This window comes from Bifidobacterium sp. H6bp9, from assembly GCF_032193695.1.
Lineage (GTDB): Bacteria > Actinomycetota > Actinomycetes > Actinomycetales > Bifidobacteriaceae > Bombiscardovia > Bombiscardovia kimbladii.
Genome location: NZ_JASTZY010000001.1, coordinates 414,704 through 429,961, shown reverse-complemented (window position 1 = coordinate 429,961; position 15,258 = coordinate 414,704). Strand labels below are relative to the sequence as shown.

Genomic DNA, 15,258 nt, shown 5'->3' with positions numbered 1-15,258 from the left:
ATCTTCTTTCAGAGCCTCAGGCAAGGTTGCTCCCATAGGTGTTCCTTATCGCCCGCTATCGGAGGTTGCCTTGCCCAGGTATGCCTGGCGGACACGTTCATCATTCAAGAGCTGTTGGGCAGGCCCCTCCAGACGGATCAAGCCGTTCTGCAGCACGTACCCGTAGTCGGCGATGGACAGGGCCAGCTCGGCCTGCTGCTCGACCAGAAGGATGGAGATGCCCAGCTGGTCACGAAGGGAGGCGATCTGCTCAAGCACCTGGTCGACCAGCTTGGGCGAGAGGCCCATGGTCGGCTCGTCCATGCATATCAGCCGGGGGTGGCTCATCAGGGCCCTGCCGAAGGCCAGCATCTGTTGTTCGCCTCCTGAAAGGGTGCCGGCCTGCTGCCCACGGCGTTCGGCCAGGCGGGGGAAACGCTCATATATAGCATCCAGATCCTGTTCGATCTGATTGCGCTCCCTTTGGGTGTAGGCGCCCATGCGCAGGTTCTCCTCCACGCTCATGGCCGCGAAGACCCTTCTTGCCTCCGGAACTGAGGCGATTCCGGAACGGACCCGATCCCTTGTGGGGGTGTGGGTGATTTCCCGTCCGTCCAAATGGATGGTTCCCTCCTTTGGAGCCAGCAGGCCCAGGATGGTCTTCATGGTTGTGGACTTGCCTGAAGCGTTTCCTCCCAGAAGCGAGACGATGCCGCCTTGGGGAATGCGAAGACTGACATGGTCCAGGGCCTTGACCGGGCCATAGCTCACATCGACGCCATCCAGGGAGAGCAATGGTCGTTCCCCCTCGGCTGTCGGCTTCCCCTCATCATCAGAGGCCTCAGCCTTGGCTCTCAGCCTGGTTCCCGTGCTGTCGGGATCCTGGCCATCAATCGGTTCCGCAGCGGTGGCCGGGGCCAGGGCGTTCTGCCGGGCCAGGACATCCGCTTGCCCGTTCATGGGGGCATCGTTGCGGGGTCTGCGGTCGCCCAGGTATGCGGTGATGACGCGGGGGTCGGCACTGACCTGCCTGGGAAGTCCGGAGGCGATGATCCGGCCGCCGTCCATGGCGATGACCTGGTCGCAAAGCGCTTCGATCAGATCGATCTTGTGCTCGACCAGAAGCATGGTCTGACCCTGGGCCTTGAGCTCCAGGAGCTGTTGCAACACCTCGGCCGTCTCCGACTGGTTCATTCCTGCGGTGGGTTCGTCCAAGACCAGGATGTCGGGGGAACTGACGTGGGCTCTGGCGATCTCGGTGCGGCGCCTGTTGGCGTAGGACAGGGTGTAGGCGGCCTGGGTGCGATGCTCCTCCAGGCGCTCGCTGAATCTGTCGATCTCGGACTGGACGGCCTTGCGCTCGACGACCGCCTCCCTCCTGCAGGCGGGACCGGGCACCAGCGTCAGCCAGGTCTGCGTCAGCAGGGGGATCCATCGCAGGATGGGCCACCTCTCCAGACGGCGAAAGGGCCTGCGGGCTTCCAGGCGCCTATGGAATCCTACGGCCACGTTCTCCTCAACGCTCATGGCCGGGAAGACCCTGCCGTTCTGGAAGGTGCGGGACACCCCCTGCTCGGCCATGTCCGTAGCGGGCAGGCCGGTCACGGTGCGTCCCCTCAGGCTGATCTGGCCCGAGTCGGGCTTGAGAAAGCCGCAGATCAGGTTGATGGTCGTGGACTTTCCTGATCCGTTGGGGCCGATAATGCCTATCACCTGGCCGGATGCCACATCCATGTTGACGTCGGCCACCGCCTGCAGTCCCTGGAAGCTCTTGCTCAGATCGCGCACGCTGAGCAGGGGTTGATCGGGATTGTCGCGTGCAGGTTCGGGACTATGCTGACTGCCTGTCATCATGCCCTCCTTTTGGTTGAGAACAGGCCTTGTGGTCTGCAGATGATGAAGATGATCAGGACGAGTCCGTAGGCCATGATTCTCACCTCGGGCAGGATGCGCAGCAGTTCAGGGGCGCCTACCAGGATCAGGGAGCCGATCACGGCTCCGGTCGGGGACTTCATCCCACCCAGGACGATGATGGTCAGGATCAGGGTCGACATGGTCGGGTTGAAGAGGGTCGGATCGATGTAGGTGTATTGGTGCGCCAGCAGAGCACCAGCGATACCCGCCGATCCGCATGCCAGGGCGTAGGCCAGCGCCTTGTAGGCCCCTGTCCTGATCCCCAGGGACCAGGCCGCTTGTCCGTCCTCGCCGATGGCCTCGAAGACGTGGCCCAGATGTGAGGACCGGATCCGGGAGGTCACCGCAAGGACCAGAAGAAGAATGACCAGATCCAGCAGGTACTGCATCTGCTGGGTGTAGAGCGGCTTGCCCAGGAAGGTCGGCAGGGGGATGCCCTGCAGACCTAGCGAGCCCCTGGTCAGAGGTTCCCAGATGCGGATGATGGCGACCATGACTGCTCCCACGCCTATGGTGGCGATAGCCACATAGTGGCCACTGAGCTTCCATACCGGGAATGTCAGCAGGGATGCGGCCAGGGCGGCGATGACGGCCGCGCCCAGCAGGGAGAGGGTGAAGGGCCAATGCAGACGCATGGTCAACAGAGCCGAGGCGTAGGCTCCCACGGCCACAGGTCCTGCCAACCCCAGGATGGTCTGACCGGCCGAGCCCGAAATCAGCGTCAGACCCACTGCGGCAATGGCGTAAATAGTCACCTGGGTCCCGATACCAGCCAGATGGTCGGAGAAAATGAAGGGGGTGGCCAGGGCGGCTGCCGCAAGGCCGAGGTTGGCCCAAAGCGGCAGACGGATGGGTCTGGCGGCTTCCGGGAGGGTTCCGGTCATGGGCTCCTTGCCCATGTCTGCCTTGCGGCCCAGGAATCCCGAGGGCTTGAGGATCAGAACCAGCAGGAGGGTGCCGAAGGTGATCAGGTCATGTACACCATCGCCGAAGAGTCCTACGCCGACGGCCTCGGCCAAACCCAGCACCAGGCCACCGATGATGGCTCCGGGGATGGAGCCCAGCCCGCCGATGGCGGCGGCCACGAAGGCCGTCATGCCGATGGCGTTGCCGTCCATGGGGTTGATGTTCGTCTTGAACAGGCCGATGAAAATTCCGGCGATACCAGCCAGGACCGAGCCGATAACGAAGGCTATGGTGCGAATGGAGGTGACAGGTACTCCCATCTGCAATGCGGCCTGGGAATCCTGGGAGGTGGCCCTGATGGCCTGTCCGGTCCTGCCGTAGGTCAAGAAGGCCCAGAGCGCAACCATGCTGGCCAGGGCGACCAGACCCATGACCAGGTCGGAGGTGCCGAAGCTGATGCCCAACGCATGCAGGTTGTGGGTGGGCAGCAACTGGGGGAAGGCCCTGGTCTGGGAGCCAAAGATCAGCTGCATCCCGTTATCCAGCACCTGCCCTAGGCCGACAGTGCCCAAGAGAGCGGCGATCGGCTGCCGGCCTTCCAGGGGAGTGATGACCAGGAGGTTGGTGACCAGACCGACCAGACCCGTGACCAGGACGACGGCCAGTATGGTGGGAACGAGTCCCCAACCGAGGGTGGAGCCCACCCACCAGGCCGTCATCATGCCTACCGCTACCAGGGATCCTTGTGCGAAGTTGGCCACATTGGTCACTCCGAAGACCAGGGACATCCCCACGGCGGCCAGAGCGTACACACCGCCGTGGATGAGTCCGGAAAAGAGCGTCTCGACCATGATCGCTGCTCACTCCTCGATCTGTTTGAATTTGCCCTGATCCACCTGGAGGAGGATGGGCTTGATCGTGTCCGCCCGTCGGGTCTTGGTGTTGAATCGGAAAGTCCCTCCCTGGCCTTGGTAGAGCGGGAAGTCCTTGACCTTGCTTAGGGCCTCCTGGATGCCCTCCCTGGTGGGGCTGGTCTTCTCGCCTGCGTAGGCCAGGTCCTTGATGGCCTGGTAGGCAGTGATTTCGAAGTTGCCCGGAACGGTGTGATACCGATCCTCAAAGCTCTTGACGAAAGCCTTGGCCTTCGCATCCTTGGTGCCTGTCGCAGAAAAGACGCCGGTGATAATGGCCCCTTGGGCGTTCGCTCCGGTCAGGGAGAGGAACTCCTTGGTCTCCTGACCGCCGAAGAAGGGTCCCTTATAGTCCAGTTTGTCCCGCAGGGTGTTGGCGATCAGCGCTCCATCCGGTCCGTAGCCGATGTCCACCACGGCCTCGGGGGCGGCATTCTTGGCCGGGATCAGTATTGGAGTCAGGTCCGTGGAATCGGGCAGATAGGAGGACTGGTAGACGATCTGCACCCCGAGCCGTTCCGCAGCCTCCTTGAAGTACTGGAAGGATTCCTTCCCCCAGTCGTTTTCTATATAGACGACGGAGATCTTCTTGGCTCGCTTGGACACCGCCTCAGCGTTGGCTTCCTGGTAGGTCTTCTGCGATATTTGAGGTGTCCATACATGATCACCCGAATTCGTGAAGGTCGGCGAGGAGTTGTTGAAACCGTAATGGACCAGTCCAGCCTGCTGGAAGATGGGCGATGCGGCTGAGGAGGCCGGCGAGGAGTAGTCTCCCACAACGGCGATGACTGATTTATCGGAGGCGATCTTTGGGGCGACGGCGGCGTCCTGTTTGGCATCTGATTGGGTGTCGTAGTAGTCGATGTCCAGGCGCTTGCCCTGTATTCCGCCCTTCTTGTTGACCTGGTCCTTGGCCAGGTCGAAGCCCTGCTGGAACATCTTGCCGTACTCGGCGTAGAGACCGGTCTTAGGGTAGATGGCAGCGACGGTCACATGATCCGACGATCCTGCGGAGGAGCCCTGGTCGCCTCCCAATCCGCAGGCCGACAGCGCTCCGGCCATGGCCATGGTGGTCATGAGGGCAACCATTGCCCTGATGGTGCCACGGTGCTGCCGGTGCTGCTTTGATGTGATGACCATGATGTCTCCCTTGGAGTTTGACGGTTGATGTCGGTGGGTTGTTTGTGGTTTCAGACTTGCTTGGGGGCCCGGGTTCCGCTCAGAAGGCGCAGGGCCTCCTCGTCGGCGGGCGTTGGGATGGTGCATGAGGGCGCCAGGAGGAAGGGACGGCCTTGACGGGCCTGGATGGTCTGATCCAATTCCTTGCGGATCTGGTCCACGTCGCCGCCTGGGCTGAAGAGTTCGAAGTCGGCTCCGCCCACGGGTACAGCAGGAAAGTCGGTGCTGATTTCAGGATTGCCTGGGCGGAACTGATCCCAATGAAGAAAATCGGGATTCAGGTCGGTGAATTCTTCAGGATGCGCATCCTCCCGGCAGGTATGCACCAGGACCAGGGCTTCCGGATTGGCCTGTCTGACCGCTTGGATCACGATCCGGTCATAGGGCTTGGCCCATTCCTCCAGTTGCGCCTGGTTGAAGTAGCCATGGCTGGCCAGACCCGTCTCGGCGAAGAAGATGCCGTCCAGACCAGCCCCGCCCTGCTCCTTGGGGCTGACCAGCAGGGTAGCGTAGTCGGCAAGGGTCCGGGCGATGTTGTCCAGCGCTGACTTGGCCGCCTCGGGCTGGTCGAAGATCAGCGTCTGTCTGTTCAGGCCCCTGTCATTCTCCTGCGCGGAGCCCTGCCCCTCGGGATAGAGGGGGAGATCGGCCAACTGAAGGAGGACCGAGAGCGGGGAGAAGACCGTGTCGATGACTGCTCGGTCCTCAAGGCCGTCTCGGATGCCTCTTGCAGCCTGGATCTGCTCTTGGAGCACCTTATTGGTTTCAGGGTCGCGATAGTCGATGCGGGCGGTATCCCCTGCCTCCTGGATGGCCGTGCGGACGGTGCGCGGGATCAGCCAATCATAGTGATCCTTGTCGTAGACTGCGTCCCAGACCTCGGCATAGTAGATGGCCCTCGGGTTGATCTTGACCCAGTCCCAATCCCACTTGCGAACGAAGTCCAAGGTGGCTGCGGCAAAATTCTCAGCACCGTACTCGTGCCCGATGTGGTGCTGCCAGGCGGAGGTCAGCCAGGGGCGGCTTGTCTGGCCATGGGCTATCTGGTGGAACTGGGTTCTTCTGTCTTCTGTCATTGCATGCTCATTTCCTGGTATGTGTCCTATGAACGCCCGGTCAGGCGTCCAGGTGGTTCCGGTGCCCTTCGTCCGGAAACAGGGCTTTGGAGATTCCCCTTCCCAAAGCTCTTGTCACATAAAACCCCCAGGAAGCAGGCCCGTCAACGACCTGGCATATAGGTAAAATCTATCGCTGCTAATCATCCCCTGACCCTGCGAGGGTCTTGCGAAAGCTATAGGAAAAGCTGATAGGGGGGGGGTCAGACAGGACTTCGCAGTCACCTTGATGCCCTTGCTTTGCTATCCGAGTATGGCCGATTGATGATCGCCAAGGGCGACAGGGGGCATTTCAGGTCTGGCATGGCTCCGGCTCGGGAGAGGCCCTCATAAGGGGACGATGATACAGTGAATTGCATGTCTGACGTATCCTCCAGAGACACCATTCCGACCTTTGCCGATATCACCACTGTGGGTGTGGGCGGGAGCATGGCTGCCTTCGTTCAGCCCCGAAGCCGTGTGGGCATGATCGAGGCTGTGGAGGGCGCGGATTCCCAAGGGTTGCCCCTCTGCCTGATCGGCGGGGGATCCAACCTGCTTGCCTCTGACCAGGACTTTCCCGGCGTGGTTGTGCGCGACACCCGTCAGGACATCAGCGTTCCCGACGAGGTGGCTCCGCCTGAAGGTGGTGCTCCTGTTGTTCACATCAACGCAACGGCTGGGACCAATTGGGATGATCTGGTCTCCTACTGCGTGCGCATGCACCTGATCGGGGCAGAGGGACTGTCCGGTATCCCCGGGAGTGTCGGGGCCTCGGTGGTTCAGAACATCGGCGCCTACGGCCAGGAGGTCGGACGCCTTGTCGACTCGGTCGAGGTCTGGGACCGCCGAGACAAGGTCACCACCGAACTGCGGGCCTCGGATCTGGATTTCGGATACAGGACCTCCCTGCTCAAGCAGACCATGTACCAGGCGCCGGCCGTGCCCGACGCACGGTTCTTCCCCACGCCGCGCTACGTGGTCCTTTCGGTCACCCTGGTCCTGCGACACGGGTCCGCCGCTCAGGTGGGTTCCGCCCAGCTGGCCAGGGCCCTGGGTGTGGAGGTCGGGGTAACCCTTCCCCTAGAGCGGATCCGTCAGGCGGTTCTGAGCGTCAGAGCAGGCAAGGGAATGCTGGAGGATCCCTACCGGTACCTGACCGATTGGATGGGATCCTGCCGTCGGACCTCCGACCTGGAAGAGGCTCTGGAGGCAGTCCAGGATGACCTTCACGGCCCCAGGGGCGAGCGGGTGCTGCTTGACCGTCATAGCTGCGGGAGTTTCTTCACCAATCCGATCATCAGTCGCAAGGCCGCGGATGCCCTGCCGGCGGATGCCCCGCGCTATCCTGTCGAAGACTCGGCATTGGTCAAGACCTCAGCAGCCTGGCTGATCGATCATGCAGGCTTCCACAGGGGATTCGCCCTGGAAGAGGGGTCGGCCGCCGCCCTGTCTGATGTGCACACACTGGCCTTGACCAACCGCGGAGGTGCTCGCTCAGACGACTTGGTGGCCTTGGCCCGTGCCATCCAGAAAGGTGTGGATTCCACCTTCGGCATCCATCTGATTCCCGAGCCTGTTACCCCAGGCATCGACCTGGCCTGGTAGCTCCTGCTTTCACGTATTGAGCGTATTTCGGTTTTGTATGGCACCATATCCTATGATTACTCGCCGGAGCGGGACTCATGAGTCGGGAGCAAGATGGAACTATTCAGGAAGAAATCGGTTGAACAGACCCTGGCAGAGACCGGGGAGGAAGGCAGGTCGCTCAAGCGGACGCTGACCACCTGGGATCTGGCCATCATGGCCGTCGCAGTGGCCGTGGGCGCGGGCATCTTCTCGGTGGGGGCCCAGGCAGCGGCCTTCCATGCGGGTCCGGCTGTCATCATCTCCTTCGTCATCGCAGGCATCGTCTGTGCGGCGGCCGTCATGTGCTACGCGGAGTTCGCCTCCATGATCCCGGTTTCAGGTTCGGCCTACACCTTCACTTACAACACCATGGGCGAACTGGTGGCTTGGATCATCGGCTGGGACCTGATTCTGGAGATGCTCATGGCCGCCTCGGTCATCTCCAAGTACTGGGGCGTCTACCTGAACGACTTCATCCATCTGATGGGCGGCACCTCCTTCAGCTCCAGCTTCCATCTGGGTGGCCTGGATGTGGACCTGGCCCCGCTGGTGGTCGTCACCCTCTTCACGGTCCTTCTGGTCCTGGGCACCAAGCTTTCAGCCCGGTTCGACGGCGCCTTGACCGTCCTCAAGATCGGCATCGTGGTCTTCGTCATCGTGGTGGGCTTCTTCTACGTAAAATTGGACAACTACCGGCCCTTCATCCCGCCTTCCGAGCCGGCTTCTGCCGTTCCGGGGGCCAGCGTGCCGGGAATCATGGGCCAGCCCCTCTGGCAGTGGGTCTCAGGCATGCAGCCCACCATCTACGGTATCCCCGGCATCCTCTCAGGCGCGGCCCTGGTCTTCTTCGCCTTCGTGGGATTCGATATTGTCGCCACCACCTCCGAGGAGGCCAAGGAGCCCCATAAGACCATCCCCCGCGGAATCGGCCTGGGCATGCTGATCGTCATCACCCTGTACATCCTGGTCGCCATCGTCACCACCGGCATGGTCTCCTACAAGGACCTGGCCAAGGCCAAGAATCCCTCCCTGGCCACAGGCTTCGAGATGGTCGGTGCTCCCTGGGCCGCCAAGATCATCTCCTTCGGCATCGTGGTGGGGCTGACCACCGTGGTCATGGTGCTCCTGCTGGGGCTGACCCGCATCGTCTTCGCCATGAGCCGGGACGGGCTTCTTCCGCGTGCCCTGTCCCGCACTGGCCGTCATGGCACGCCGGCCCGCATTCAGATCCTGGGCGGCATTGTGGTGGCTGTAGTGGCCTCCTGCTTCCCCATAGACGTCTTGTCCGACATGGTCAACATCGGCACGCTCTCGGCCTTCCTGCTGGTGGCCATCTCCCTGCCCATCATGCGCAAGCGCCGGCCTGACCTGCCCCGGTCCTTCAAGATGCCCGGCAACCCCTGGGTTCCCATTCTGATCGCCCTGGCCTGCCTCTGGCTCATGCTCAACCTGACCGTGCTGACCTGGATCCGGTTCGTGGTCTGGCTGGCTGCAGGACTGGCCATTTACTTCGGCTATTCCTACCGGCACTCCCTGCTCGGCCGTCATCAGCTCAGCGGGAAGATATCCAAGGCCACCCAGGCCGGTCTGGACTGACCTGGAGCGTCGGCGCTGCAGTGTAGAGTGAATATTCGCATACTCAGGAGGTAACCCATGACCTACGTCATCGCTCAGCCCTGCGTGGACGTCAAGGACAAGGCCTGCGTGGACGAATGCCCGGTGGACTGCATCTACGAGGGCGTCCGTTCGCTCTACATCAACCCCAACGAGTGCGTGGACTGCGGCGCCTGCGAGCCGGTCTGCCCGGTGGAGGCCATCTTCTACGAGGACGACCTGCCCGAGGAGTGGACCTGGTACAAGGACGCGGCGACTGATTTCTTCGCCCAGGTGGGGGATGCCGGCGGCGCTGCCGCGGTCGGCCCCTACGATCACGATCCGGAGGGTGTGGCAGCCCTGCCGCCCAACAAGTAGTCGATTCAGGCTGATGAGCCGCGGACGGGAGCCATCCCACCGCGGCTTATTTATAGGAGAAAGGCGGACCATGGGTTTCCACTCTTTCGAATCCCCCTACGACTGGTCAAGGATCGACCCCTATCGGCGGCGTGCTGAGCAATGCCCCGGCGGCCTGGTCGACCTGTCGGTAGGTTCGCCGGTGGATCCTGTGCCCAGGTCGGTCAGGGAGGCCTTGGCTGCGGCTGCGGATGACGGCCAGGCACGAGGCTATCCAAAAACTGCCGGTGATGGCCCTCTGAGGCAGGCCGTGGCCGACTGGTTCCGTCGTTGCCGCGGGGTCGATCTGGATGCCCTTGGAGCGAACCTGGTTCCCACCGTCGGATCCAAGGAGGCGGTGGCGCTCATGGCCTCCCTCCTGCATCTGGGGCCGGGGGACCGGGTGGTGCAGCCGAGGGTATCCTATCCCACCTATGCCATCGGAACCCAGCTGGCCGGGGCCCAGGTGACGACCGTGGATGATCCGGCTGATACGGATTCATGGGTGGACCTGCCCGGCGTGCGAGCCATATGGATCAATTCGCCGGGCAACCCCAGTGGACGGGTCATCGACCGAGCCGGGTTGGCGAAGATTGTACAGGCAGCCCGTTCGATAGGGGCTACGGTCCTGAGTGACGAGTGCTATGCCCTGCTGGACTGGTCAGGATCCGCCCAGGCCTCACCCTGCATTTTGGAGTCTCAAGTCTGTGGCGGCAATGCCAGCGGGATACTGTGCCTGTACTCAATGAGCAAGCAGTCCAACATGGCCGGATATAGGGCTGCCCTGGTGGCCGGCGATGCTCAACTGGTGAAGGCCATGACCGCCTACCGCAAGCAGATCGGACTGATTGTGCCAGGTCCAGTGCAAGGGGCCATGCGGGCAGCTCTGGAGGATGGCGAGGCCGTGACGGCCCAGCGCGATGTCTATGCTTGTCGCCTGCATGCACTGACTGAAGCTCTCGGAGCTTACGGATACGATGCCGTCATGCCTCAAGGCGGCCTTTATATCTGGGCAGAAGCCCGTTCGGGCGATTGCTGGGCAGACATGGCTGAACTGTCCCGTCTGGGGATCCTGGCCAGCCCCGGGGAGTTCTACGGGGATGGCCGCTATCTGCGGTTCTCGTCAACCATCACTGACGAGCAGCTGGATCTGGCCTTGGGGCGTCTGCGGAGCGCCGCTTAGAGGCCCATGCTGACTGAGCCCTTGCCGTAGCGGTTCCTGATGGAGTCCATGGTGGCCTCTGCCTGATCCAGGCGCTGGGCCTCGCTGCCGGTGCGACGTTTGCTCTCGTGGATGATGTCGTCCAAGGACGGCTGGATGGGAGTGTCCTCCACCCGGCTCAGGCCGGATGCGCTGACACCTGCCAGACGGATCAGCCTGGGCAGGGGTGTGTCCATGGGCACGCCATCGGGCAGCCCCAGCATGGCCTTGAGCAGGCCGACTGCTTGCGGATAGATGCGGTTGGCTGAGTTGACCGGGGTTTCCAGGGTGTGGGCCTTGGTCATATAGCGCAGATCATCGAAGCGCAGTTTGACGGTGATGGTTCGGGCGATCAGGTCGTGCGATCGCAGTCCGGTGGCCACTTCGTTGCTGCAGACGCGCAGGAGGTCGCAGACCTGCTTCATGCTGGTCGTGTCGTGCAGGAAGGTGCGTTCCGCGCCTAGGGATTTCTCCGGCGCTCGCGGCTGGACCGGATCGTCGTCCAGCCCGTGTGAGGCCTGTGCCAGCTTCCTGGCGGTAAGGTTCGATCCCGTGGCCCGAGTCAGATCCCGCTCGCTCATGGTGGCCAGGTCGGCCACGTCCTTGATGGCCCAGGCGTTGAGCCGCTTCTCCAGGGCCGGTCCGATGCCGGGGATGCCGCGCAGGGGCATCAGCTGGACGAACTCGGCCTGCCGGGCCTTGGGGATCAGCAGCATGCCGTCGGGCTTGGCGTTGGTGGAGGCCATCTTGGCTACCAGCTTGTTGGTGGCGATGCCCACCGAGCAGGTCACGTGGAATTGTCGGGCCACGCTGGCTCGAATCCACCGGGCGATGGCCGTGGGCATGCCCCAGCGCATGAGCGCCCCGGACACGTCCATATAGCATTCATCTACTGAGACCTGCTCGATCTGATCAGTAATTCGTGAGAAAACCGTATCAAATATCCTTCGTGAGATATTCCGGTAATAGGTCATGTCGACCGGGAGGAACACCCCTTGAGGGCACAGTCGCTCGGCACGTGCCAGGGGCATGGCCGAGTTGATGCCGAAAGCCCTGGCTTCATAGCTGGCCGCGGAGACCACCGACCGCCGTCCGGTGCCGATGATGACCGGCCGGCCCTGCAATTGAGGGTGTCGGGCGACTTCGCAGGAGGCGTAGAAGGCATCCATGTCAATGTGCAGCACCGTGCAGCCGGTCTCGTCATGTCCCCAGTCTTTCTTGGCGGCTGCAAGCCTTGGTGCGGTACTCATGGCTCCATGATATAAGGGGGCCCCAGAGGAACATGCAATAAATTATTCTCAAACGCAAATTCTTGGAAAAGATTCACAATTCTGGTTTTTATCCATGAAAATGAATGAATCTGTCCTGTGCTTTATTGCATCCTGTCGCACCGGCGAGTCAGGTCGGTCAATCATGGTAATCTATTGTTTTGTTCCCAAAACTCTGGGGCTAAGGCCTTGGATCGGGAGCCTGCATGGAGACGTGCCTGAGTGGCCGAAAGGGGCACCCTGCTAAGGTGTTGACTGCGCAAGCGGTCCAGGAGTTCGAATCTCCTCGTCTCCGCCAGATGACCGGTGATCGCTGATTCTGCACGATCACCGGTCCTATTCATTACTGGGGATTCATTGCCAAAGACGTTTGTTCCCATAGACTTTGTGGAGCTGCGGCCTGGGAAGGTCCGAGTCTGTGAGTCGGCGGACCGAAGATGCTTGGCGTGAGCCTGTCCGGCAGGGCAGATCACAGCTGGGCAATGGCTGCATGGCCCGTCCCGCTGATCATGTGGCAGATGAAGCCTGGTCCCCAGACAGGGGAATAAGTCTTTGGCCTTCGCCCAGTGCACTGGGTTCTGCCCGGCCTTGCAGAAGGTCGTCCAGCCGACCATGGAAGGCTGGCACCGCTGCGGGCTCCAGGTCGTAGGTCAGCCGGACCTGATCAGTGAAGTCCTCGGTCTCCACGTGCCCACCGGAGGTGCGGATCAGACGGCGCAGAGGATCGTACTCTGGATAGTCCACGGTGATCGCGAATCGCTGGGTCGGGAGCACACGTGCCTGCTTTGCCGCCTTGAGCGCCAGGGAGGCTGCTGAGGAGTAGGCCCGGATCAGCCCTCCTGACCCGAGAAGGATCCCCCCGAAGTAACGGGTCACCGTCAGGACGCAGTCGGTCACTCCCTGCCGACGCATGACCTCAAGTATGGGCTTGCCGGCCGTCCCCGAGGGCTCCCCGTCATCGCTCATGCGTTCGCTGGTGCGGCCCTCCGGTCCCCAGATCGCGCAGTGGCAGACGTGCCGGGCCTTGGGGTGCTGTAAACGGACCTCTTGGACGAAGGCCATGGCCGCCTGCTGGTCCTCCACATGGCAGGCCTGGCCGATGAACTCGGACTTCCGCTCGGTAAGGGAACCCGTAGCCGGTTTCTGCGGCGTATCCAGTATGGTGAGCAAATCGGCTTGCCTCCTATGCCTGTCGTCTCCTCGGCTCTTGCACTATCTCCATGCTAAGGGGGATCCCGGGCCGGGTCTGATATCAAGGAGAGGACCTAAGCTGGCCGCATGACCAATCCCCAGGACCAACCGGACACCGAATCCCCATCAGCCGGCAAGCCCCATGAGGCCCTGACCGTTTTCTATGAAAGGCTCAGGCATTCCACGGATACGGCCGAGCTGCACGAATTCGCCCGCAGCCCCCTGCCCGACAGGTCCGACCAGGCCGCCTTCTCGCGCTTCACGGCACTGCTGGAGGCAGTGGCTGGCAATGAGCATACGCCGGTGGAGGACAGGGTCTACCTGGCGCAGACCATGCCATTCCCCAACATTCTGGTCAAGCTCTCCCAGGATTCCAGCCCTGAGGTCCGACGGGCGGTGGCCGCCAACAAGGATGACAAGAACTGGCTGGTCGGTCTGCTCACCAAGGACGAGGACGCTGGTGTCAGGGCTGCTGCGCTGACCAACCCCATGACCTCCTGGAAGATGCGCCTGGAGGGCGCCCAGGACGATCGGACCGATGCCGATACCCTGGACTTTCTCGGGGCTCTGGGCACTCGCGACGAGCAGGACGCCCCCCATGTGCTGGCCGCCATGGTGCGCCGGGCCGTGGCCCTGAATCCCAACACCGGGCAGGCGACCCTTGAGGCCCTGCGCAAGGACCCGGACGGGCAGGTGGCACGGGCAGCCGCCTCGCGCTGAGACCGGTGCCGACGCGAATTTTGACGAACGGCCCACAGGCGTTACAATAATGGATTGTTGTGTTTCCCTAAGGGGTCCTCAAAGCGCTTTTCCCACTCGCCGTCTAGGACTTTCAGGGAGCCCACGGAATACATGGCTTTCGGCCAGCATGGCAGCATGCGGCGCGGAGAGCCCGAAACACAATGCAAGGAAAAGGTTGAATCGTGAAGACTTTCACCCCGAAACCAGCCGATCTGACACATGACTGGTATATCGTCGATGCCTCCGGTGTGGTGCTGGGGCGTCTGGCAGCCCAGGTGGCCGATCTGCTGCGCGGCAAGAACAAGCCCACCTATGCGCCATACGCCGACTCCGGCAACAACGTCATCGTCATCAACGCGTCCAAGATGGTGCTGACGGGCAACAAGAACGACAAGGTGCTCTACACCCACTCCGGCCGCCCTGGCGGTCTGCGTCGCGACTCCTACGGGCAGTTGATGGAGCACAACCCCGAGCGCATTATCACGACGGCGGTCAAGGGCATGCTGCCCAAGAACAAGCTGGCCAAGGTCCAGCTGACCAGGCTGCGGGTCTTCGCAGGCGAGGAGCATCCTCACACCTCGCAGCAGCCCATTGAGTACAAGATCCATCAGGTCGCCCAGCAGGCCAAGTAGGACCAGAGGAGATAATCACCATGGCTGACAACAACAACAGCTCCGCGGTTCTTGAGGCCGAGGAGACCAGCGCTTCCTACACTTCCGAGACCAACGCCGGTGCAGGCACCGGCACCTCCGCCATCGAGCCGGGCTACGGCACCGGCCGCCGCAAGGAGGCAGTCGCCCGCGTCCGTTTGATCCCGGGCTCTGGCAAGTGGAGCATCAACGGACACACCCTGGAGGAGTACTTCCCCAGCAAGCTGCACCAGCGCGAGGTCAACTCGCCTATCGTGCTGCTCAAGCTTGAGAACAAGTTCGACGTGGTTGTGCGCGTCGAGGGCGGCGGCGTGACCGGCCAGGCCGGCGCAGTCCGTCTGGGCGTAGCACGCGCCCTGAACGCCATCGACCGGGACGCCAACCGTCCTGCTCTGAAGAAGGCCGGATTCCTGACCCGTGACGCCCGCGTGGTGGAGCGCAAGAAGGCCGGTCTGCACAAGGCCCGTCGCGCCCCGCAGTTCTCCAAGCGCTGACGTTCGCAGTTTTTTCCATCCCCGAGGTTCCCCCGGACCTTGGGGATTTTTCATGCCTGGATTCATGCCTGTTCATGCTTGGACGGCCCAGTCTGAAGCGAACGTTCGCTCA

General features: G+C 62.3%; 13 protein-coding genes and 1 tRNA gene. 8 read left to right on the top strand and 6 right to left on the bottom strand.

Annotation, left to right across the window (positions count from 1 at the left end; all coding sequences use genetic code 11):
- Window positions 1-45: 45 nt before the first annotated feature.
- The 4 genes from QRX40_RS01855 to QRX40_RS01840 are packed head-to-tail and all read right to left on the bottom strand — an operon-like array spanning window position 46 to window position 5,965.
- Window positions 46-1,833 carry an ATP-binding cassette domain-containing protein gene (locus tag QRX40_RS01855; protein ID WP_313835893.1) on the bottom strand — a complete coding sequence of 596 codons (1,788 nt, stop codon included), beginning with the start codon at window positions 1,831-1,833 and terminating at the stop codon, window positions 46-48.
- Entirely contained in the window at window positions 1,830-3,650 is a 1,821-nt protein-coding gene (locus QRX40_RS01850) for an ABC transporter permease (RefSeq protein WP_313835892.1), read from the bottom strand. The genes QRX40_RS01855 and QRX40_RS01850 overlap by 4 nt, the downstream gene beginning before the upstream one ends.
- A 9-nt stretch (window positions 3,651-3,659) precedes the next feature.
- Window positions 3,660-4,850, bottom strand: coding sequence for an ABC transporter substrate-binding protein (locus tag QRX40_RS01845; RefSeq protein WP_313835891.1), 1,191 nt, complete (start codon window positions 4,848-4,850; stop codon window positions 3,660-3,662).
- Window positions 4,851-4,900: 50 nt separating this feature from the next.
- Window positions 4,901-5,965, bottom strand: a complete 1,065-nt coding sequence (locus QRX40_RS01840) for a uroporphyrinogen decarboxylase family protein (RefSeq protein WP_313835890.1) — start codon at window positions 5,963-5,965, stop codon at window positions 4,901-4,903.
- A gap of 396 nt (window positions 5,966-6,361) precedes the next feature.
- Between QRX40_RS01840 and QRX40_RS01835 the strand changes: the two genes are divergently transcribed.
- The 4 genes from QRX40_RS01835 (at window position 6,362) to dapC (ending at window position 10,784) form a co-directional block, all read left to right on the top strand.
- On the top strand, window positions 6,362-7,591 hold the full coding sequence (locus QRX40_RS01835; RefSeq protein ID WP_396184136.1) for an FAD-binding protein: 1,230 nt from the start codon (window positions 6,362-6,364) through the stop codon (window positions 7,589-7,591).
- Window positions 7,592-7,684: 93 nt separating this feature from the next.
- Window positions 7,685-9,208 (top strand): amino acid permease, encoded by a 1,524-nt coding sequence (locus tag QRX40_RS01830; RefSeq protein WP_045924822.1) that lies wholly within the window; start codon window positions 7,685-7,687, stop codon window positions 9,206-9,208.
- Between the two features lie 57 nt (window positions 9,209-9,265).
- Complete coding sequence (fdxA, locus tag QRX40_RS01825; RefSeq protein WP_015022367.1) at window positions 9,266-9,583, top strand: ferredoxin; 318 nt, start codon at window positions 9,266-9,268, stop codon at window positions 9,581-9,583.
- Window positions 9,584-9,653: 70 nt separating this feature from the next.
- Window positions 9,654-10,784: a succinyldiaminopimelate transaminase gene (dapC, locus tag QRX40_RS01820; protein ID WP_313835888.1), complete on the top strand. Its 1,131-nt coding sequence runs from the start codon at window positions 9,654-9,656 to the stop codon at window positions 10,782-10,784.
- Here dapC and dinB read toward each other — a convergent pair.
- Entirely contained in the window at window positions 10,781-12,052 is a 1,272-nt protein-coding gene (dinB, locus tag QRX40_RS01815; protein ID WP_045924820.1) for a DNA polymerase IV, read from the bottom strand. The two genes, dapC and dinB, sit on opposite strands and share 4 nt — an antisense overlap.
- Window positions 12,053-12,278: 226 nt before the next feature.
- Here dinB and QRX40_RS01810 point away from each other — a divergent pair.
- A tRNA-Ser gene (locus QRX40_RS01810) sits at window positions 12,279-12,368 on the top strand.
- 209 nt (window positions 12,369-12,577) lie between these two features.
- Here the strand turns inward: QRX40_RS01810 and QRX40_RS01805 are convergent.
- Window positions 12,578-13,240, bottom strand: a complete 663-nt coding sequence (locus QRX40_RS01805; RefSeq protein ID WP_313835885.1) for a YigZ family protein — start codon at window positions 13,238-13,240, stop codon at window positions 12,578-12,580.
- Window positions 13,241-13,348: 108 nt separating this feature from the next.
- Between QRX40_RS01805 and QRX40_RS01800 the strand changes: the two genes are divergently transcribed.
- The 3 genes from QRX40_RS01800 to rpsI all read left to right on the top strand — a co-directional run bounded on the left by QRX40_RS01800 (window position 13,349) and on the right by rpsI (window position 15,146).
- Window positions 13,349-13,981, top strand: a complete 633-nt coding sequence (locus QRX40_RS01800; RefSeq protein WP_045924818.1) for an AbrB family transcriptional regulator — start codon at window positions 13,349-13,351, stop codon at window positions 13,979-13,981.
- A 203-nt stretch (window positions 13,982-14,184) separates the two neighbouring features.
- Window positions 14,185-14,634 carry a 50S ribosomal protein L13 gene (rplM, locus tag QRX40_RS01795; protein WP_024626794.1) on the top strand — a complete coding sequence of 150 codons (450 nt, stop codon included), beginning with the start codon at window positions 14,185-14,187 and terminating at the stop codon, window positions 14,632-14,634.
- Window positions 14,635-14,654: 20 nt separating this feature from the next.
- A complete protein-coding gene (gene rpsI, locus QRX40_RS01790) occupies window positions 14,655-15,146 on the top strand; it encodes a 30S ribosomal protein S9 (RefSeq protein WP_015022361.1) in 492 nt (163 codons plus the stop codon).
- Window positions 15,147-15,258 lie beyond the last annotated feature (112 nt).

Bases quoted from the DNA above. Each gene is read 5' to 3' on its own strand.
- rpsI (WP_015022361.1), top strand. From the start codon at position 14,655: ATGGCTGACAACAACAACAGCTCCGCGGTTCTTGAGGCCGAGGAGACC.
- QRX40_RS01855 (WP_313835893.1), bottom strand. From the start codon at position 1,833: ATGATGACAGGCAGTCAGCATAGTCCCGAACCTGCACGCGACAATCCC.
- QRX40_RS01800 (WP_045924818.1), top strand. From the start codon at position 13,349: ATGACCAATCCCCAGGACCAACCGGACACCGAATCCCCATCAGCCGGC.
- QRX40_RS01830 (WP_045924822.1), top strand. From the start codon at position 7,685: ATGGAACTATTCAGGAAGAAATCGGTTGAACAGACCCTGGCAGAGACC.
- QRX40_RS01845 (WP_313835891.1), bottom strand. From the start codon at position 4,850: ATGGTCATCACATCAAAGCAGCACCGGCAGCACCGTGGCACCATCAGG.
- fdxA (WP_015022367.1), top strand. From the start codon at position 9,266: ATGACCTACGTCATCGCTCAGCCCTGCGTGGACGTCAAGGACAAGGCC.
- QRX40_RS01850 (WP_313835892.1), bottom strand. From the start codon at position 3,650: ATGGTCGAGACGCTCTTTTCCGGACTCATCCACGGCGGTGTGTACGCT.
- QRX40_RS01840 (WP_313835890.1), bottom strand. From the start codon at position 5,965: ATGACAGAAGACAGAAGAACCCAGTTCCACCAGATAGCCCATGGCCAG.
- dinB (WP_045924820.1), bottom strand. From the start codon at position 12,052: ATGAGTACCGCACCAAGGCTTGCAGCCGCCAAGAAAGACTGGGGACAT.
- dapC (WP_313835888.1), top strand. From the start codon at position 9,654: ATGGGTTTCCACTCTTTCGAATCCCCCTACGACTGGTCAAGGATCGAC.
- QRX40_RS01835 (WP_396184136.1), top strand. From the start codon at position 6,362: ATGTCTGACGTATCCTCCAGAGACACCATTCCGACCTTTGCCGATATC.